Source organism: Streptococcus sp. 210928-DFI.4.42, assembly GCF_020554365.1.
GTDB classification, from domain to species: Bacteria; Bacillota; Bacilli; order Lactobacillales; family Streptococcaceae; genus Streptococcus; species Streptococcus parasanguinis_S.
Genome location: NZ_JAJCHF010000011.1, coordinates 36722 through 57599, shown reverse-complemented (window position 1 = coordinate 57599; position 20878 = coordinate 36722). Strand labels below are relative to the sequence as shown.

Sequence of the window (20878 nt, the reverse complement as noted above, 5' to 3'; positions counted from 1 at the left end):
CTGAGACACAAACCTCAGATTTTTTAAGCATTAAAAGTTTTCTGTGATATATTTATAAACTTCTTGGCCAGCAATCGCACCGTCTCCGACTGCTGTCGTCACTTGACGCAAATCTTTTTGACGAACATCGCCAACCGCAAAAATACCTGGGACTGTGGTTCTCATATGATCATCCGTGACCACCCAGCCATTTTCATCTAAAATACCAAGTTCTGTCGCAAAATCACTGACAGGATCTAAACCGACATAGATAAAGACACCACCGAAGGCTTGCTCTCTAACCTCTCCTGTCTTCACATCTTTTAAAAGGACAGACGTTACTTTTTGTTCACCCTTAATTTCTTCAACAACCGTATTCCAAGCAAAGTGAATTTTATCATTGGCAAAGGCACGATCTTGAAGAACTTTTTGAGCACGCAATTGATCACGACGATGGGCAATGGTCACTGTTTTTGCAAACTGAGTCAAAAAGACAGCTTCTTCTACCGCAGAATCACCACCACCAACGACCAAGAGATCCTCATCTCTAAAGAAAGCTCCATCACAAACAGCACAGTAGGAAACCCCTCTACTATTTAGCTCCTCTTCACCAGGGACATTCAATGAACGGTGGTTAGACCCTGTTGCAATCACCACGGTTTTAGCTTCAAATTCCCCATCATCTGTGACAATCTTTTTGGTTGCTCCGTGGTCTTCGATGCGCTCTACCTGTCCAAACAAATGTTCCACACCAAGATTCTCTAAAGGCTCGAACATTTTTTCAGCCAAGTCTGGGCCACTAATATTCGCATAGCCAGGATAGTTTTCAATGTCAGACGTATTGTTCATTTGACCGCCTGGAATCCCTCTCTCAATTAATGCGACCTTTAAATTGCTTCGTGCTGCATAAAGGGCAGCAGTCATCCCTGCAGGACCTGCTCCAATAATCACTGTATCAAACATACTCAACCTCTTTCTGTTTTGTTGTAACCATTATAATTCTAACACGGTCTTTTTGCAATTATCGTGCTTGAAAGATAAACAAAATCCCTATGACCGCAAAGGTTAAAATAGGAATCGTCATGATATCAATTAAGAGGATATCATACAAATGGGCTTGTCGTTGCTTGGCTGTTTTATCTTTCTTCTTAAGGGCACGGTAGCCAATCCAAATACAAGAAGCGATCCCAACTAAAATCGTTGTCGTCACTAAACTTTGTAAATATAAGGACAATAATTTATTTAACATCACGACTCCAAATATTTTTACATTTTCAGAAAACAAACCCAGCTAGCATCGCCAGCTGAGTCTTACCTCTCCTCTATTATATCAAACATAGGTCCGTTTGTAACTAGCAAAGAATTCTTTTGTCCGTTCTTCTTTTGGATGTTGCATGATTTCCTCTGGTGTTCCAGATTCAATAATCCGTCCTTTATCCAAAAATAGGACCTTATCTGCTACTTGCGCTACAAAAGACATATCATGGCTGACCAGTACCATGGTTTGTCCTGATTTTGCTGCATTGGCAATGGATTTTTCAACTTCTCCAACCAATTCTGGATCCAAGGCCGAAGTCGGTTCATCCAGCAAAAGAACCTCTGGTTTCATGGCCAAGGCACGGGCCAAAGCCACCCGTTGTTTTTGTCCACCTGAGAGGTGACGAGGATAGTGATTTTCACGATCCGATAAGCCGACTTTTGCCAGTTCTTCTCGAGCAATTTTCGTTGCTTCTTGGTCGGATAAGCCCTTCACAACAATGAGCCCTTCTTTCACATTTTCAAGAGCTGTTTTTCTACCAAACAAATTAAACTGTTGGAACACCATGGCCAATTTTCTTCTTAAGGTCAAGATTTGATCTTGGGTAATGTGCTCAAAATCAACCTCGAAATCATCAATCTTAATTCTACCACTGTCTGGAGCTTCCAAATAGTTTAAACTGCGTAAGAAGGTTGATTTACCAGCTCCCGAAGACCCGATTAAGGCCACGACTTCCCCTTTTTGAATTTCCAAACTGAGATTATTTAAAACCTTTTGACCTGAAAATGTCTTTGATAATTCTGAAATATAAATCATTAGATCCGGACCTCCTGATCTGGTAAATCAATTGCTACGGGAGTCTCAATATCCAGTCGACGTTCAATGTGACGGCCTAGTATTTCAATGAGAATGTTCACAATCCAGTAAACAATCGATACCGTGATAAAGCGTTCAAAGTACTTCAAATCGCTCCCCCCAATAATCCGTGCTTGGGCAAAAATTTCAACTACACTGGCACTAAAGGCTAGCGAGGTCCCCTTGGTCAAGCCAATGAGAGAGTTGATTAAAGTAGGAGTTGCAACGACTGCTGCATTGGGAATAATAATCCGGCGATAAACTTGACGGTTGGTCATTCCAAGACTACGCGCTGCCTCAATTTCACCAGGATCCACTGATAAAATGGCTGCCCGGATGGTCTCACTCGCATAAGCCGCCTCATTAAAGGCAAGAGCCACAATTGCAAATAACTCAGCTGGAATGGCATTAATATTAAAAGCTGTTCCATAAGACTGATTGATCGCTTTTAAAATAAGAGGAATCCCATAATAGGTCAACATCAACTGAACCAACAAAGGAGTCCCCCGTAAAAAACTGACAAAAACAGCTTGAATCGGGTAAAGAATTCGTACACGATTAATTTTGACCAAAGCAAAAATCATGGCAAAAATAATTCCAAAAAATGCGCCTCCTAGGGCTAATAAAATCGTCACAGGCAATTTTCCTATGACAGCCGGAAATGCATCCAATACGGCTCTCAAACTAAACAGCTTGCTATCTGGAACGTGTTTTAAAAAGTCAGCATACCAGTTGGCAGCTAAAAGATTAGTTGTAAACATTTTTGTTACTTCCTTTCTCGAACATAAACATTCTATCACATTCACTATCGGAATTCCAAAAATTGCTACAGAAATAGAAAAATGATAGACTACTCAAATTTAGTCTATCATAATTTTAGACAAGTTCCTAATAGTTTTTCTTTATGGAGTTCATAAAGAAAATCTATGTTTTCTTCTGAACATGTGAAAGAAGGGGTTAGAAAGTTTGACGTTTGGCCTTTCGTTCCGCCCGACCACGCGCACGGTTTTCAGCTCGCTTAGCTTTTCTCCTCTTTTCATCAACTGCCCATTTGATTTTTTTCTTGTAGCCTGGTTTGATTTTTTTCTTTTTCTTCTTCACCAGACCAATCATTTCGATATCGAGTTTCTCTTGCTTTTTCTCACGATTGGCCCGTCTATCCCGATCATAAGTATCTTCAATAACCCCATTTTTCAACACTTTCGGTACGAAACGAATTCCCATTTTTTCTAGTTCACGGATATCTGAATCATCACTCGGTTGATAAAGAGTAATAGCGACACCTGGTAGACCATTGCGCCCTGTCCGACCGACACGGTGGACAAAGAAAGAAAGATCTTGTGGAATAGCATCGTTGATGACATGACTCACCCCTTCGATATCAATTCCACGAGCCGCTAAATCTGTGGCCACAATATACTCAAAATCAAGATTTTTAACCTGATTCATGATCCGTTTCCGTTCACGTGGTGGGATATCTCCGTGAATCTTTGCCACTTTCAATCCCTGAGCCACCAAATAGGCATGGAGATCATCTGCTCTCGTTTTGGTATTAACGAAAATCATGGCCAAATAAGGTTGCAAGGTCTTGGTCAATTGGTAAATTTGCTCATTTTTATCCCGACCCTTGGTGGAAACCAGCCAATTATCGATGGTATCTGAAATCACCGTCTTAGTCTTAATTTGCTCCATGACTGGGTTTGAGAGATATTTTTTCAAGAAAGGCTGCAATTTTTGCGGAATGGTGGCTGAAAAAACTAAAAATTGCAGTTGTTGCGGAAGACTTGAAGCAATCTTATCCACAGTAGACAAGAATCCCATGTCCAGTGTCATATCTGCCTCATCCACCACAAAAGTATGGGCCTTATGAATAGCCAGATCACCCGATGCAACCAGATCATAAATCCGGCCTGGAGTTCCAATCACGATATGTGGTTGTTTGACCTGCAGTTTTTCAATCTGACGGCTTTTATCCGTTCCTCCAACATAATTTACAATCCGAATCTCTTTTTCAGAATGACTAGCGATTTGACGAGCAGCTTGGTAAATTTGCGTCGCCAACTCCCGACTAGGAGCCGTGATGACCGCTTCTACTTGCTCACTGTCTTCATTTAAGGTTTGAAAAATCGGCAAGAGGAAAGTATGGGTTTTCCCAGAACCTGTCTTTGACTCTCCTACCAAATCATTTCCAGCTAGGACAATCGGAATTAGTTTTTCCTGTACTTCGGTTGCTTCTCTAAAATTGATTTCTTTCAGTGCCTCTTGAATATAGGGCTTAAAATTAAACTCTGTAAATTTCATTTTCTCAGTTCCTTTCATGATCTCTATTATTATATCAGAAAAGCTGTCTTCTTGCCTCTCTTATGGGTCATTTTTCCTAACCAGCGAAGTCTCTCTGAGTCAGCAAAAAAACGATGGGCAAGCCCACCGTCGTTTTATAGGTAGAGAAGGACTAGAGTCACGACACTTGTCACCAAGGCAATGCTCCACATAAAGGCATCCACTTTCCATTCTGACCAGTTTTGCCCATTGCCAGAAAGGCCACCCAGTTCTAAATGATGGTGGAAAGGAGTCATTCGGAAAATCCGACGTCCTTCCCCGTAACGTTTCTTGGTCCATTTGAAATAGGTCACTTGTAGCATCACTGAACCTGTTTCAATGACATAGACCAGACCAATCAAGAGCAGCGTCCACTCGACATGCAAAGCCATTGACAAGGCTGCAAGCATCCCTCCAAGAGCTAGACTACCGACATCTCCCATAAAGATTTTAGCCGGCTTGTGGTTGAAGACAAAGAATCCTAGCAAGGCCCCAATCATACTCAAGGTGACAAAGAGAATGTCCCATTTCCCTTGCATATAGGCAATAAAGGAATAGGCACTCAGGCTAATGGCAACGGAGATGCTGGCTAATCCATCGATCCCATCTGTCAAATTGACAGCATTTGAGAAACCAACCAACCAAAATAAAGCAAAGAGAATGTAGAAATGGCCCAAGTAAAGTTCATATCCGAAAACATTCAAAAGGCTTCCTGCACCGTGGCGTTCAGAAAAAATATAGAAGATGATTCCACCAACAAGTTGAAGGGCCAATTTTTGTTTTGGGTTAAGACCTTCATTAATCTTACGAAAAACTTTTAAAAAGTCATCCAAAAATCCAACAATTCCATAAAGAATCAAGATAAATAGAATCAGTTGAACAGGGCGCGTGAAATTTCCAGTCAATACGGTAACGACAAAACTAACTAGAACGGCTGTAATGAGAAATACAACTCCACCCATTGTCGGAGTGCCAGCTTTCGCTTTGTGTTGTTTCACATCTTCGTGCATTTGTTGCCCAGAAATATGAGCACGATGGTAAAATCGAATAAAGGCTGGAATAGCAGCCACTGTTAATAGAAACGATACAAGGATCGTAGCAATATACATCTTAGTCTCCTAATGTTAACGTAATCTTTTTAGTTTTATTGAGTGAGGTGTTCATTTTGACACTTTGTTTAGTTACTTTCTTTCCACTACCTTTATAGGTAATCTCAATTCCAGTCCATTCTCCAAAGATGTCTGCATTTTTCTTGGTCCAACCATACATATCTGGAACCGCATCAAAGTCTTCTGTCAATAACAATACTTGTTGATTGGCTTTGACTTTAGAGCCAACATCCACAGACATCTTGCGGATATTTTTCCCAGTTCCTAGGACAATTGGTTGCACCAAATTGCGACGCAATTCCTCTGAATAAGCACCTGGGCTCAGATTTTGTTTCAGATTCAACTCCTTAGAGAGAGTTTCTACTGAAGGAATTTTGTAGGTCGTTTCTTTGGTCACATCATCCAACGTTGGTGCCTCTGATGTCAAATGCAATTCGTCTTTTAAAGCAACTGCATCTTCCAAAATAGGATTGACCAGTTCTTCCCAGCTGGTGGCTGAGAATTTCACTTCTGGTTGTTGGACCGTCACATACATGATGAATTCAGGATCTTCTGCAGGTGTCATGGCTACAACCGAGTTGATATAATCATTTTCTCCTTGCAAGTATCCTTGATCTGTCGCCATTTGGGCAGTCCCTGATTTCACCGCAACGATTTGACCGGGTACCTGAATGATGGGTCCATCACTGTACAAGGTTCCATACTCTGGATCTGTTCCGACGGTGATCATATAGTTCCGTGTCTGTTGCGCAGCTGATCCTGAAACTGGTTTTCCAACAACTTCTTTTTTTGATTTGCGGGCTGTGTCTGATTTTTTATCGTAAATGGCACTAATAAACTTCGGCTCTAACATTTGCCCATCATTAGCGATGGCACTAAAGGCCCGTAACATTTGAGTTTGACTGACGGAAATCCCTTGACCAAAGGCAGACATAGCTTGAGTAACATAGTTATCACCCGGAAGGCTTCCAAAACTCTCATCGCCCATGCCAAAACGGGTAGGGAGACCAAATTTGAAGCGGTGGAGGTAATTCATCCAGACGTTATTTCCCATCTTCTGCTCTAGCTTGGTCATCCCAATATTACTAGAATAGGCAAAGCCCTGTGCGATATTCATATAGCGACCTTCAGCCAGCCCCATATTGACATCCCAGTCACGGATCGTCGCATCTTTTACTTGTAGTTCGTTACTGTAGTATACTTCATTATAGGCTGGGAAAGTTCCATGATCAATCGCCGAAGCTAATAACATGACCTTCATCGTTGAACCCGGTTCATATTGATCTTGATAAAGGATGGTATTCCAGGTTTTCAAGTTTTTCAGATCCAGCCCTTGTTTGGTATCCGCATTATAGGAAGGACGTTGCGTTGTCGCAAGGATTTCTCCAGTTTTTGCACTCACAAGAGTCGCACTAACATACTTTCCTTTTACTTTTTCTTGGAAAACATCCATACGTGTCTCAAGGTAGGTCTGCAATTCTGCTGAAATAGTCGTATAAACATCTTTTCCATCTTCTGTTTTGACAGAAACCTTATCTGAACCAGGAACGATATTGCCGTTTCGGTCTTTGTCATAGGTGATGACTCCATTTTGACCAGCGAGAATTCGATCGAGGGATTTCTCCATTCCTGATTGCCCCTTCAAGGTTTTATTCCCCTCTTTATCTTCTTGAAGAGAGGCCTGCCCTATAAATTGAGAGGCAAAAACTCCATTTTTATAGCTTCGATTTGGACTAGTTGTAAAGGCAACCCCTTCAATCTTCGCTGCTTCCATGGCCTCACGGATAGCTGTCATATTACTATAAGTAATGCCGTTTCCGTTCGATCCAAAAGAAACTTGTTTCAATTTCTTTTGCGACAACTGTTGAATGACGTAATCCTCATCCATCCCTAAGTACTGCTTAAAGATTTCTGCTACTTTTTTAAATTGGCTCTCTTCTACATAGAGGATTTTTCCGGTTGCTGATTTGTACTTTTTATCAATAACAGCATAAACGTTATAGGTCGTCGCATCTTCAGCAATTACTGCTCCATTTCGGTCATAGATCGTTCCACGTTTTGCAGGAACAATAACCGTCTCCTCATGGACTTTTTTTGCTTGATCCGATAAGGTCACACCGAATTTTTTGTCAGTCCCAATAATCATTGCAAAATTAATCAGAAAGAGAAAAAAGAGGAAAATCGCCAGTACACTGAGATTTTTCCCAACTTGTTTTCGATTCTGATCCGGCAAGCGACGTTTCTTTATCGAATACCTGATTAAAAATTTTTTAAATTTATTCATCACTACTTGCACTCACTGTTTTTCGATTTTCTTTTTGCAGCTTCATTCCTTGGGAGCTAGCCAACTGTGATAAGCGGTCATAACGTGTTAATTCATTGACCTCTTGACGAACATCTGCCAATTCCGTCTTTTTGGCTTCTAGTTCCGTATTCAAATCAGTCAACTCACTCTGTACTTGTAAAATTCGTGTCTGCATAAAGACGATACTAATGGCTAAAATCACAGCTGTTAAGACAATCGACCCATAAAAAGCCTTTTCTACTCTAGAGAAACGGCGAAAGCGATCTTGCAATACCTGTGTTCTTGTTCTCTCATCTCTTGCTGCCATATCAATTCCTCTTACTTGTGTATTTTTCGAGCAACCCGTAGTTTTGCTGAATGGGATCGATTATTATCCTCAAGCTCTTCATCACTTGGCAAAATAGGTTTCCGGTTGACCAACTCCATCTTTGGTTTCAAATCATCTGGAATAAAGGGAAGTCCCTTTGGAACCTCAACCGTCGAAGCTTCTTTAAACAATTGTTTGGTCAATCGATCCTCTAACGAATGAAAGGTAATCACAGAAATACGACCATCGAGGGCCAACAAATCCATGGCTTGCTGAATTGATTCATCTGCAGCTCCCAGTTCATCATTGACTTCGATACGAATGGCTTGGAAAATCTGTTTAGCAGGATGGCCCTTTTTCTTGAGCTCCTTAGCTGGTTTAGCAGATTTAATAATCTCTGCTAATTCAGTCGTCGTTTCAATCGGTTTAATTGCTCGTGCTTGCTCAATTTTCCGCGCAATTTGCTTGGAAAATTTGTCCTCTCCATATTTGAAAAAAATACGGACTAGATCATGGTAATCGTAGCTATTTACGACCTCATAGGCTGTCAAGGAAGCTTCTTGATTCATCCGCATGTCCAGTGGCGCATCTTTCTTGTAAGAAAATCCGCGTTCCCGTTCATCTAACTGAGGACTAGACACACCTAGGTCATAACAGATTCCATCAATTTCAGTCACACCCAATTCGTTTAGACGTTCCTTCAAATGACGAAAGTTATCCTTAATGAAGGTCACCATGCCTTTCTCGATGAAAGGTGCCAATCGAATCTTAGCATTCTCAATCGCATGCTGATCTTGGTCGAAGGCATAAAGATGGCCCGATTCATTTAATTTTGTTAACAAATATTCGCTGTGGCCTGCCCCACCCAATGTGGCGTCTACATAGATCCCATCTGGCTTAACATCCAGCATATCGATCGTTTCATGAAGCAAAACCGTTACATGATGAAATTCTTTACTCATATCTTTACTATTTTACCACAAATGGGACCAAGATGCACTCCTGAAAGAAAATTCACTAACTAATCCTATCGGACCTTTTCGGATCCTACAAAATACCTAGAAAGGCTTGATTTCACTTGTTTCCTCTAGGATTTATGATACAATATTCTTATGAAAATAAGAAAACAGATTCTCATCCCACTTTTATTGGTCGATGCTATCGCTCTCTACTTTTTTCTAACCACTATTGAGGCTTGGATTTTTTGGCTTGCTGCCCTGATCCTAGTCGGCTCACTTTGGTGGTTCAAAAAAGCCATTCAAGGACAAAAAACAGAGATGGAAGAAAAATAATTTCTTCCATCTCTGTTTTTCTTTTAATCACTCCAAGAAATTTCTTAAAAAAAGCAAACTAGCTCAGAAATAAAAACTCACCTACGGGTGAGTTTTGCGGTTTATTTACTATGTTTCCAATTGCTGTAAATCCCAAAAAGAATGATCCAGATGGTTGCTCCAATCGCTCCAATGTATGTTGATTCTTGCAAGAAGAGGCAAACGAATACGAAGAGGAAGAAAACAATGGTCAATGGATTCAACACTTTATAGGCTGGCATGACAAAACCATCTGGCATAAATTCTTTCGATTTACGGTACTTAAGATGGGCAAGCATAGTCAAAATGTAAATAGCAATGTAGACACCAGAAGAAGAGGCCGTAATCAAGGCAAAGGCATCTGAGACACCTGGCAACACATTGATAAAGGCAGAAACAGCAACCACAATCGCAGAAAAAATAATCGCGCGACTTGGAATCCCCATACGAGATAAGCTATTCAGTTTCAAACGATTCATCACTTTACTGTTTGGTGTTTCCTTTGCAATCTGGTACAAGTGACGCCCTGTTGAATAGAGGGTGGAATTCAAGGAAGATGCAGCAGCTGTCAGTACAACAAAATTAATCAATCCTGCTGCCCACTTGATTCCAACCATCTGAAAGACCGTTACAAACGGTGACATATTGACAGGAAGCTGTTGCCAAGGGAAAATAGCCATAATCGCCAACAAAGCTCCTACATAAAAGATTACAATCCGGATTGGAATTTCTTTAATAGCTTTTGGCAATACTTGTCGGGGATTAGCTGTTTCAGAAGTAGTAATTCCAACAAATTCGATTGCTTGGTAAGCAAAGAAGACCATTTGGAAGGCCATGACGAACTTGACCCAACCATTTGGAAACATTTGAAAACCATTGGTAATGTTACTTAAGCTAGCGTGTCCAGCTGGTGTTTCAAAATTCGTCGTCACCATAAAGATTCCTGTTGCGATCAAGGCTAAAATAGTGACAATCTTGATCATTCCAAACCAGAATTCAACCTCTCCAAAAACCTTCACAGCGATCAAGTTTACACAACTTAAAAGCGCTAAAAAGATAATTTGAATCTGCCAGGCTGGCCAATTTGGAAACCAAAGCTGGACATAGTTGGAAACAGCGGTAATCTCTGCCATTCCCAAAAATACCAAGGAGACCCAATAGGACCATCCTGAAAAATAACCCCAACCTTTTCCTATATACTTGGTGATAAAGTTGATAAAGGTGTGTTGATCAGGGTCCATATAGAGCATTTCTCCGATTGCCCGCATCATCAAGTACATGAAGGCGCCAGTCAGCATATAGACTAAAATAATAGAAGGACCTGTCAAAGAAAGGGAACGACCGGCTCCAAGAAAGAGTCCTGTCCCGATGGTTCCTGCAATAGCGATCAGCTGAACATGCCGATTTTGCAGACCACGAACCATCCCATTTTCGGTTTCTTCACCAGGATGATGTTTTTTTGACATATAATTACTCCAATTCTTTTTCTGTACATTTTCAGAAAAGTATACTTCAAATTTTCATACAATCTACTATACCATGTTTTTAAAAATTGGTCAATCCAGTCCAGAATATTCTGAATTTTATAGATCGAAAAAAGTGCTGGAGTCTCTTCCAGCACTCTTTTGCTTATGAATTAGGGTCATCGAGGCTACGGCCATGCAAACCTTTTTCCCGTTGCACTTGGCGTAGTTTCTCAGGGGTTACATCATTTCCTTCTTCATCCACAATTTTGATACCTTCAATGTGGTGACGAACCGAACGACGATAACCTTCAATGTATTCTTCACGAAGTTTTGCTTGTTCCACTGTTTCTTCTGGAGTCAAACCTTCTGTTTTTTTCTTTTTAGCAAGCTCATTGATCCGAGCGATTTTTTCAGGTGTCATAATAAAACCTACTTTCTACCTGTCATCAGGTACTTATTTTGTGTTCAATTGGTTGAAGGCTGCAACAGCATTAGCTTTCGCTACAAGGCCTGCAAGAAGGGCCAAACGGTTGTTTTTAACAGCCTCATCTTCTGCCATAACCATGGTATTGTCAAAGAAAGCATCAATGACTGGGCTAAGAGCAAAGAGTTGAGCCAATTTGTCGCTAGCTGAACCAGTCAATTCAAGATCTTCAATTGCTTTAGCAAGGGCTTTTTCTTGATCGTTTTCAAAGAGACTGGCATCGACTGCTACTGAAGCATCTGCTTTTTCTGCCAAGTTAAAGGCACGAGAGAGGGACTCAACAGCCGCCTTATAACCATCGGTCTTAGCAGCTTCTGAAAGAGCTTCAGCTGCTTCCAGCATATCAGCCACGACAAAGTTTGAACCAGCAAGAACAGCATCTTTGATGTCTTTTGGTGTGCGTCCCATCATCTTGTCCACACGCGCCTTGATGAAGTTGAGCACCTCTACTTGATTGTCATAGGAAAGGCTATCAAATGAAAGGGCGTAAAGGCTGTCGATCAACTCATCCATAGGGATATGCCAACCAAAGGCATCCAAGATACGAACAATCCCTTGTGTTGCACGACGAAGCGCATAAGGGTCATTGGAACCTGATGGAATCAAGCCAACTGAGAAGAAGGAAAGGAGGGTATCCAATTTATCTGCAAGCGCAAGAATGGCACCAACCTTAGTCTCTGGAAGGACTCCGTCTGCTGAATCAGGAAGGTAGTGCTCACGGATAGCTGTCGCTACCGCAGCATCTTCACCAGCGAGAAGGGCGTATTTTTCACCCATGATTCCTTGCAATTCATCGAACTCTCCGACCATACCCGTCAAGAGGTCAAATTTGTAGATTTCAGCTGCACGAGCGACAGCTGCCGTTTCTTCAGCAGTCAAACCAGCTTGCTCAGCTAGTGACGCTGCAATGACACCAGCGCGCGCCATGTGTTCTGAAAGAGAACCAATTTTTTCATGGAAGGTCACGTTCGCCAATTTAGCAACGAGGTCTTCAATCTTAAGTTTTTGGTCTTCACGCCAGAAGAATTCACCATCTTCAAGACGTGCCACCAAGACTTTTTCATTTCCTCGGATGACATTTTCCAAGTGCTCAGCGTTCCCATTACGGACGGAGATGAAGTTTGGTTTGAGCTTACCATCAAGGTCACGTACAACAAAGTAACGTTGGTGCGTTTCCATTGAGGTCACCAAAACTTCTTCTGGAACGTCCAAATATTTGGTGTCAAAACTTCCCATAAAGGCAGTTGGGTATTCGACCAAGTTCAAAACTTCATTCAAAAGTCCTTCTTCGATTTGGACCTGAACTCCTTGATCTGCCTCGATGGCTTTGATTTGCTCACGAATCATGTTTTCACGTTCTTTGCTATCCGCAATCACGTAAACGGTACGAAGGTCTTCTTCATAAGAATCCGCATTAGTAATTTCTACTTCATGTCCAAGGAAACGGTGCCCACGGCTCACACGACCTGAGTGGATATCCAAGAAATCAAGGTCAAGCGCTTCGTCGCCCAAAAGAACGATCAAGGTGTGAACTGGGCGAATGTATTCAAATGTGTTGTTAGCCCAGTGCATGCTGACAGGGAAGGTCAATGAAGCAAGCACTTCTGGAACGCCAGCCAAGACTTCTTTAGCTGGTTTTCCAGCTTCGTGCTTCGTAACATAAACGTACTCTTCACCTTTGACTTCACGGAATTCGATATCGTCAACCGTCAAGCCTTTTCCACGGACGAATCCTTGAGCCGCTTTTGAGAAGTTTCCATCTGCATCCAAGGCGATTTTCTTAGAAGGTCCTTTAAAATCTTCAGTCAAATCCGATTGTTGGTCAGCTAAACCAATCACACGGACTGCCAAACGACGTGGTGTTGAGAAGGTTTGAATGCTTTCGTATGAAAGACGGTTGTCATCCAAGAAGGCTGCCATTTTCTCACCGAGTTGTTTTTCACTTGGTGTGACAACGTAGGCTGGCAACTCTTCAAGTCCAAGTTCTACTAATAAGTTTTTTGTCATGTTTTTTCTCCGAAAAATATCTTTTTTTTCCAGTTTGCCTTATGTGATTGGCACGCAGCAACCGACTTCGTCGTTTCATTGCTAAAATTGGAGCCTAAGGTCTCCAATTTTGCCTGGTATCGTTAGTTTCTCTAACGATACCTTTATCACTGCGGCAACTGGTTCTGTAGGATTGCTCTATCAGTCAATCCCATCTAATACGCTCTCTTTATTCTTCCTCTTCTGCTAGGAGTTTGGCGCGTGTGGCTTCGTCAAGAAGTGGGTAACCGAGTTTCTTACGTTCTGCTACGAAAGTTTTGGCTACGACACGGGCCAAGTTACGGATACGGGCAATGTAGCCAGCACGTTCTGTAACGGATACAGCTCCACGTGCATCAAGCAAGTTGAAGGTGTGTGAACATTTCAAAACGTAGTCATAGGCAGGGTGAACAAGGCCTAATTCCAAAGCACGCCCTGCTTCTTTTTCAAATTTTTCGAAGTTTTCAAGAAGCATATCTTGATCAGAAACTTCAAAACTGTATTTTGAGTGTTCATATTCTGGTTGAAGGAAGATTTCTCCGTATTTAACGCCTGGAGCCCACTCGATGTCATAAACTGAGTCTACTTCTTGGATGTAAGAAGCCAAACGTTCCAAACCGTAAGTGACCTCAGAAGTTACCGGACCTGTTGCCAATCCACCAACTTGTTGGAAGTAGGTGAACTGAGTGATTTCCATACCGTCCAACCAAACTTCCCACCCAAGACCAGCTGAACCAGTTGATGGGTTTTCCCAGTTATCTTCAACGAATCGAATATCGTGTTCCAAAGGATTAATCCCCAATTTTTCCAATGACTCAAGATAGAGTTCTTGGATGTTTGATGGCGATGGTTTCATGACCACTTGGAATTGGTGGTGTTGGTAAAGACGGTTTGGGTTTTCTCCGTAACGACCGTCCGCTGGACGACGTGATGGCTCTACATAAGCCGCATTCCATGGCTCAGGACCAATGGCACGAAGGAAGGTGTAAGGACTCATGGTTCCCGCACCTTTTTCATTATCATAAGCCTGCATGAGCATACAACCCTGGTCATTCCAGTATTGTTGCAAAGTCAAAATAATTTCTTGGAAGGTTAGTTTTTTTGACATCTTCTTCTCCTTTTTATAAATTCTTGCGACACGAGTCTGTCTCGTTGATCATACGAGGCAAGACGAGTTAGTACTGCGTCTAGCTCAGGCACCCTAGTGCTGAGCGTGTGGCAGTCCGACTGTAAGGAGATCTCTGCCACTAACGCAGTGAAAGGTTAGTTTTTTTGACATTGAATACTCCTTATTCATAAAGTTTCTTGTGACTTAGGATACAAAAAGAACCGTGTCTCTGCTCCTAAGTCCTTTGACCTAGGGGCGTCAGAAACGCGGTTCCACCCTAATTTATTACTTCATTTTATTTTACTTTACTCAGATTTTTACTGAGAGAAAGCGCCACTTGCTTACTTTGCTCTACTTGGCTCTCACTATCCCAAGCTCGCTAGAAAAACGCCGTAAGCCCTTCTTTCTTGACTAGTATTATAGCAGATTTTTAGTGACTTGTAAATTAAAATCCGCATGAAACAATCGTTTCATACGGATTTTAGGCTAACAAACAAGGTTGTTTTTCTTATGGACGTCTTGCAGCTTTTGGTTTTTTACCATGAAGTTTTTTCTTGGCATTCTTCAAGGCTGTCAAAGCATCTTTCACATCTTGTTGGCTTGCTCCTGGATTTGAAAGGATAGTTTGTGCATCCTTGAAGGCTACTAGGTAAGCTTCTTTTTCTTCATTTCCAGCATAGATGAATTTCGCATTCTTTTCTTGGAACTTCAATTCTTCCTTGATGTATTTTTCAAGACTTGAAAAATCAGTTGCTTTCCCGTTTAATTTTCCTTCCGCACGGCTAAGCTCAGCAAGTGCTTGATTGATTTGTTCTTGTTTCACAGTTGGATCAACTGCAAGCAAGGCAACTGTTTGGAAAGCACGATCGTAGTCGCGACGTACTTTTTCTTTGGCATTAGCATAACGACCAGTTTTAGTCGTAGCATCGTAAGCCTGCATCGCTTCTTTTAAGGCCGCAACGTTTGAATCTTTCCCATCCAAAGCTTGGCTGGCAGCTTCAAGACTAGCTAGAGCTTGGTTGACTTGCTCTTGACTAACCTTGTTGGTCAAGGCTGCTTGGGCAGCTTGCAAGGCTTGATCATAGGCTTCCTTCTTATCCGCACTGGCATTGAAGTATTGCGCTGTCTTTGTAACATCTGCTTGCTTGTTCAAAGCAGCCAAGAGATCCACTTTTGAGATCACTCCAATACGATAATTGTTGTTGCGTCCTGCGACAACTGAGATCACTGGTGCCTCCTCAGCTAGTTCATAGCCTGTAGGAAGAGTTGCAACCAAGGTATATTGACCAGTCGCTACAGATTTACCAAAGCCATTTTTACCATATTTTTCAGCAGGCAAGACAAAGTTTTCACCATCTGCCCCTTTTAATACGATCGTAGCTGCTTTTGAAACCGGTTGATCAAAGCTGATGCTAACTGGTGCATATTCTAAAGTATTGGCAAGAAAAGCGATCGTTTGGAAACTATTATCTTCTGTCAAATCAAATTCTTGCGTCAAGCTGCTGACAAATTTCACTTCTGTACGATCATAAGTAAAGATTTCTGCAGTGTAATGACCAAAGTTCAAGAAGTTAATATCTTTTGTCTTGTCAACTGATACATATTGACCATTGCTATCTTTGATTCGGTAAACATACATAGTATCCAAAGCTTTGTTCGTTTTAGCGTCACGAACTGCGATTTGAACCCGACCACTATTTTGATCCCGAACTAAATCAGCTAGTGAAACATAATCTACGTTCCCCGCAAAGTCTTCTACATAGTAGTAGATATTCTTCTTATCGATGTTTTCAGGAAGATCGAAGCTACCATCTGTATTGGCCTTGATCACATGGTAATTTTCAAGCGCACGAGTACCATTCTTATCTTCACTGGTTTGGACCATTGTCCCCTGATCATCAAATGGAGTCACATAGACGAGTTTTTCAGTTAAGATACCACCATCGCCAACATCTTTGGCTTTACGTGCTACAAACTGTTGTGCTCCGTCTTTAAAGCGAATATAGCCAGATGTGATCACTGGTTTTTGAGTATCAACCCGAACCTTGAAGGTCGTTGATTGCTCCTCAGCTCCAGGAACCATTGGGGTGTAACGGATGACATAATCATATAGACCATCTGCTACTGCATTCCCATTCGCATCAATACCATTCCAAGCAGTATTATCTAATGTGTAGCTGCGTGGGTTCTTTTGGTCACCGTTGAAGAAGTTCTTACGATGGTCAGATGGAGTTCCTTCCCACAATGGATTTTTATGTTCCGTATCACTTGCTGCATAAACAGTTGCACGAAGGTTTTCAATGTTTCTAAGGGCAACTGTCTTGTATTCGACGAAATCTTTATTTCCATCTTCATTTGGTGAAATGGCAATGCGAACATTTCCGTTTTCATCTAGTTGAAGGGTGTGAGTTCCTTCTGCATTTTCGTCAATACCAAGGACTGTCATCCGACGACCATCTCGTTTTCCTTGAGTGAGAAGGAAGTCATTTTGCTGAGTGACGAGCGCAGAAACATTCGCACTAGAAGAGATATTCAAATCTTTTGGAATATGGTAGTAGAATCCATCTTTTCCTTCGCGAACCAAATCATAGACTGGCTTTTCAACAGCGGGAAGGTTTTGGAATTCTCCCTTGAAGCCCATAAATGGCAAGCTGACCACATCTCCATCATCAGCCGGATCAACAAAGCGAACAAATCCTTCAAGGAAATAGCCGTTCGGCATTTCTTTGCTCAATTCTTCTGTGAATTTACTTGTATCGACTTTCACCGTAACCGTTTCAGAGCTATGAGCTTTCACAGTTACTTCAGGCCAAGCTGTTTCAGTCAATTTACGTGGACGGAGGGTAAATTTACCATCCTTCACTTCATCTGTGTCAGTATTCACCAACATTTTCAAGGTACGATCGGTATCTGAAATATTGTGAACCGTAACATCAAAGGTAAAGCTATCTCCAACATTACCAAGAGTGACGCTTGGATAGTTGTTTTCACCGGTCACATACAAGTCTGTTGAAACGGCAGCTGCTGTGTCAACAACCCCTGCTCCCTGTTGACGAGGAGAAGTATAAGCACCCGTTTCTTTATTAACGTGTGGTTTAGCCGTAGACATGATCAAGGCTTTCACTGTTTCAGAAACTTGTTCTGGAGTTAATTCTGGATGGTTCTTCACAAGGTATTCTTTAACCAAAGCTGCCACACCTGCTACGTGAGGTGAGGCCATACTAGTACCACTCATATCCCCATAGGTATTGTCATTTAAAGAAGAGAAGATGTTCCCACCAGGTGCAGTGACATCTGGTTTCAACTGACCATCTGTTGTTACACCCCAGCTTGAGAAATCAGACAATTGGTCTGCTTCTGGAGATGGACGGTTGGCCATGGTATTGTTAAAGACAACTTTGTAAGATCCAGCTTTAAGAGCTTCCCCATAGCGTTTTGAAATAAAGACAGATGGAATTTTCTTAGCATCCCCATCAATTGCCATTCCAAGGTTCGATCCTTCCACATTATTGTAGACCAAAGCTCCTGCTGCACCATGATGGAAGGCATTCGCAATCTTTTCTGAGAATGGAATTTCCCCGCGTTGGATTAAGGCTAATTTACCGGTAAGATCCAGATCTTTGAAATCATCTTCTTTTCCAAGACCAACTGACACATATTCGTACTCTTTGCCTTTTTCAAAATCAGCGTCTGCAGCAGATTTACTGTAATCAAACTTACCGTTATCCGCTTCCGCATTGCCTTCAAGGCCTTTGACTTCAAACACTTCTGTCGTAATAACATTATTATTGATAGAAGCAACAGAGATGGAGTCCTCTACTGTTGAAGGATTTCCGACCAAACCATAATCTGGATTTTCAGCAGAAGGTCTTGAGTAACCATTTCCAAAGCTATTGCTATTTCCTGCAGAAATTAAGACAGATACGCCTTTAGCGCGCGCCCGTTTAATGGCATCCACAATATCTGAATCCGCATTGACCGTAGAACCAGTCGTAGAACCAAGACTCATGTTGATAGTATCTGCACCAAGAGCTACAGCATCATCAATTGCTTTTACATAAAGAGCAGATCCCGTTGTTTTTTGGCGATCTGAGAAGACACGCATAAACATAACTTGCGCTTCTGGTGCTACACCATAGATCTTTTCTCCGTTTCCTGCTGCTTTATCAGGATTCCCTGTTGCAATCCCTGTAACGTGCATCCCATGAGAATCTCTTTCGGCCTCTTTGATATTGTCGGTACCATCAAAGTAGTCATAGGCATAGACAACCTTGTCGTTGTACCATTTACCATAATCAATTCCTGCTGCTTTCTTAGCAGCTTCTATTTCTCCTTGGTTTTTAAACTTAGCTTTTGAAGGATCGGTAATCCGAAGAACCTCGTGGTTCACATCCAAACCAGAGTCGATGACGGCGACAACCATCCCTTCCCCTTTATAACCTTGCTTCCAGGTTTGGGGAACAGTAATAATTTCGTCACTTTCGATGCTTTGAGGTTTTTCAGCTGCCTCATGGCGATTCGTTGTTTCTGAACTTGTCGCAGTAGCCACTTCTGCTGCTTTTTCTACAGGTTTTTCTGCTACTTCCGGTTTTGTTTCTGGAACAGTAGCTGCTTCTTTCGGAGCTTCTGTTTTTTCAACATGAGTTGCTTCTGTTGCATTCGTTGTCTTTTCAGCAACTGTTGCTTCTTTTGCAACTTCTACTTTCTCACTAGCAACTGCTGTATTTGCTTCTGTTGCTTGTGAATGCTCTTCTTCAGCAGATGCCTGTTGAGCAGTGGCTACAAGCTGTGTTCCAGCACTCGTTTGGTTAGCCGCTTGTTCTTCAGCACTCGCTTGTGCAGATCCAAATACCAAAACAGCCCCTAATAAAACTGAGGCTACACCAAATTTGTATTTTCTTAATGAAAAACGTTCTTGTCTATTCATAGAAACTCCCCTTTTATTTTAATAGTAACTATTATAACGCAAAATTATCTGAAAATTCATTCAAAAAACAAATTGTAACACAAATGTAATATTCACGAATGTTACTAACTATTAATTTATTTTCGTTCGGAAAAATATAAATTAGTATAGGAAAGTATTATAGAACATCTGTTTTCGTTGGAAATTTAAAATTATTTAATCGTTGAAAGGATTTTAAAAACCGAGAACGAAACTGTCCTCGGTTTTCATTAATGAATAGAAATTCTCTTTTAAAAATCTTTGGTGTCTGGATCTGGTGCACCTGCTTCAACCGGAAGATGACGAAGGAGTTCCACATCATCTGCCGTCAATTCAAAATCAAAGCAATTTAAATTACTCGCAATCCGCTCAGGCGTAACCGATTTGGGCAATGGAAGGAAACCTTCTTGCAAACTCCAAGCCAGGGCTAGTTGAGCAACGGTCTTTCCATATTTAGTAGCCATTTCTTTTACTTGTTCATTTTGGAACAATTCTCCTTGGCCAAAAGGTCCCCAAGCCTCTAATAAAATGCCATGCTTGCGACTCGCTGCAATGGCTTCGCTTTGGTAAACCCCAGGTGCTAGACGAATTTGGTTCACAGACGGAATGACCCGAGCTGTTTCAAGGAGGGCTTCCAAATGATGAGGCAGAAAATTGCTAATACCAATAGCTCGAACCTTGCCAGCAGCTAGCATATCTTCCATTGCCCGCCAAACCTCAGCATTTCGTTGTTTCCAAGCATCATTTTCTCGAAGAGGTTTTGGATTTGGCCAATGAATCAAATAAAGATCTACATAGTCCAAGCCTAGTTTCTCAAGAGACTCTTCCAAAGCAGCTTGAGCGTCTTCATAGGTGTGATGAGTATTCCAAAGTTTGGTGGTAATAAACAGGTCTTCGCGCGCAAGACCACTGTCTTTAATGGCCCGACCCACACTCTCTTCATTCTGATAAATCGCAGCTGTATCGATATGGCGGTAACCTGCTTTTAAAGCAGCTAAGACAGCTTGATAGGCTTCTTCTCCATCTGCTGCTTTCCAGGTTCCAAATCCTAATACAGGAATCTCCACCCCATTATTTAAACGATAATTGTTCATTTTTTCTTTCCTTTCTTCGATTTCGGTTTCTTAGGCCCTCGAAGCTTGAGCTCTGGCTTAAAAATATTCTTCTTGGTTGGCTCCATCTTCTTGCTATAAAAACTATAGAGTAAAAATGCCCCACCAACAATCACAATAAAGATATTTTTTCTTACAATCCCATAGAGCAAGAAAAAAATTCCCATCAATAAAAAACGTATATCAATTGCCTTCATAAGCTACCTCACATTTCAATTCCCATTATAGCATGAAAAGACAGCATTCACAAAATTGCACTACCATCGGTAAACAAAAACCTCTCTAAGTATGACTTA

The 20878-nt window shown here is 41.6% G+C and carries 17 protein-coding genes; 1 reads left to right on the top strand and 16 read right to left on the bottom strand.

Features of this window, described 5'->3' with window-relative positions:
- Positions 1-30: 30 nt before the first annotated feature.
- From trxB to rsmH, 9 genes are all read right to left on the bottom strand, one after another.
- A complete protein-coding gene (gene trxB / locus LIZ08_RS05755) occupies positions 31-942 on the bottom strand; it encodes a thioredoxin-disulfide reductase (protein ID WP_049474369.1) in 912 nt (303 codons plus the stop codon).
- Between the two features lie 58 nt (positions 943-1000).
- Entirely contained in the window at positions 1001-1228 is a 228-nt protein-coding gene (locus LIZ08_RS05750) for a DUF4059 family protein (RefSeq protein WP_003003995.1), read from the bottom strand.
- Positions 1229-1309: 81 nt separating this feature from the next.
- Complete coding sequence (locus tag LIZ08_RS05745; protein WP_003003991.1) at positions 1310-2053, bottom strand: amino acid ABC transporter ATP-binding protein; 744 nt, start codon at positions 2051-2053, stop codon at positions 1310-1312.
- The gene (locus LIZ08_RS05740) at positions 2053-2853 is read right to left on the bottom strand and encodes an amino acid ABC transporter permease (protein WP_024054761.1); all 801 of its coding nucleotides are present in this window, start codon (positions 2851-2853) and stop codon (positions 2053-2055) included. Before LIZ08_RS05740 ends, LIZ08_RS05745 begins: the two co-directional genes overlap by 1 nt.
- A 196-nt stretch (positions 2854-3049) precedes the next feature.
- Positions 3050-4393 carry a DEAD/DEAH box helicase gene (locus tag LIZ08_RS05735; RefSeq protein WP_070586307.1) on the bottom strand — a complete coding sequence of 448 codons (1344 nt, stop codon included), beginning with the start codon at positions 4391-4393 and terminating at the stop codon, positions 3050-3052.
- A 134-nt stretch (positions 4394-4527) separates the two neighbouring features.
- Complete coding sequence (mraY, locus tag LIZ08_RS05730; RefSeq protein WP_003010371.1) at positions 4528-5520, bottom strand: phospho-N-acetylmuramoyl-pentapeptide-transferase; 993 nt, start codon at positions 5518-5520, stop codon at positions 4528-4530.
- 1 nt (position 5521) lies between these two features.
- Positions 5522-7804, bottom strand: a complete 2283-nt coding sequence (gene pbp2X, locus LIZ08_RS05725; RefSeq protein ID WP_227038456.1) for a penicillin-binding protein PBP2X — start codon at positions 7802-7804, stop codon at positions 5522-5524.
- Entirely contained in the window at positions 7797-8132 is a 336-nt protein-coding gene (gene ftsL / locus LIZ08_RS05720; RefSeq protein ID WP_003003929.1) for a cell division protein FtsL, read from the bottom strand. The genes pbp2X and ftsL overlap by 8 nt, the downstream gene beginning before the upstream one ends.
- A gap of 11 nt (positions 8133-8143) precedes the next feature.
- Positions 8144-9094 carry a 16S rRNA (cytosine(1402)-N(4))-methyltransferase RsmH gene (gene rsmH, locus LIZ08_RS05715; RefSeq protein ID WP_024054758.1) on the bottom strand — a complete coding sequence of 317 codons (951 nt, stop codon included), beginning with the start codon at positions 9092-9094 and terminating at the stop codon, positions 8144-8146.
- A 150-nt stretch (positions 9095-9244) separates the two neighbouring features.
- Between rsmH and LIZ08_RS05710 the strand changes: the two genes are divergently transcribed.
- Complete coding sequence (locus tag LIZ08_RS05710) at positions 9245-9424, top strand: hypothetical protein (RefSeq protein WP_042759811.1); 180 nt, start codon at positions 9245-9247, stop codon at positions 9422-9424.
- Positions 9425-9525: 101 nt separating this feature from the next.
- Here the strand turns inward: LIZ08_RS05710 and LIZ08_RS05705 are convergent, their stop codons facing one another.
- From LIZ08_RS05705 to LIZ08_RS05675, 7 genes are all read right to left on the bottom strand, one after another.
- The gene (locus tag LIZ08_RS05705) at positions 9526-10908 is read right to left on the bottom strand and encodes an amino acid permease (RefSeq protein WP_125826971.1); all 1383 of its coding nucleotides are present in this window, start codon (positions 10906-10908) and stop codon (positions 9526-9528) included.
- Between the two features lie 163 nt (positions 10909-11071).
- Positions 11072-11329: a DUF896 family protein gene (locus LIZ08_RS05700; RefSeq protein ID WP_003010384.1), complete on the bottom strand. Its 258-nt coding sequence runs from the start codon at positions 11327-11329 to the stop codon at positions 11072-11074.
- Between the two features lie 33 nt (positions 11330-11362).
- Complete coding sequence (glyS, locus tag LIZ08_RS05695; RefSeq protein WP_195412119.1) at positions 11363-13399, bottom strand: glycine--tRNA ligase subunit beta; 2037 nt, start codon at positions 13397-13399, stop codon at positions 11363-11365.
- A 208-nt stretch (positions 13400-13607) separates the two neighbouring features.
- A complete protein-coding gene (glyQ, locus tag LIZ08_RS05690; protein WP_002886077.1) occupies positions 13608-14525 on the bottom strand; it encodes a glycine--tRNA ligase subunit alpha in 918 nt (305 codons plus the stop codon).
- 508 nt (positions 14526-15033) lie between these two features.
- Positions 15034-19452 carry a S8 family serine peptidase gene (locus LIZ08_RS05685; RefSeq protein ID WP_227038455.1) on the bottom strand — a complete coding sequence of 1473 codons (4419 nt, stop codon included), beginning with the start codon at positions 19450-19452 and terminating at the stop codon, positions 15034-15036.
- Between the two features lie 269 nt (positions 19453-19721).
- Positions 19722-20564, bottom strand: a complete 843-nt coding sequence (locus LIZ08_RS05680) for an aldo/keto reductase (protein ID WP_049490978.1) — start codon at positions 20562-20564, stop codon at positions 19722-19724.
- On the bottom strand, positions 20561-20779 hold the full coding sequence (locus LIZ08_RS05675; RefSeq protein WP_003018530.1) for a hypothetical protein: 219 nt from the start codon (positions 20777-20779) through the stop codon (positions 20561-20563). Before LIZ08_RS05675 ends, LIZ08_RS05680 begins: the two co-directional genes overlap by 4 nt.
- Positions 20780-20878 lie beyond the last annotated feature (99 nt).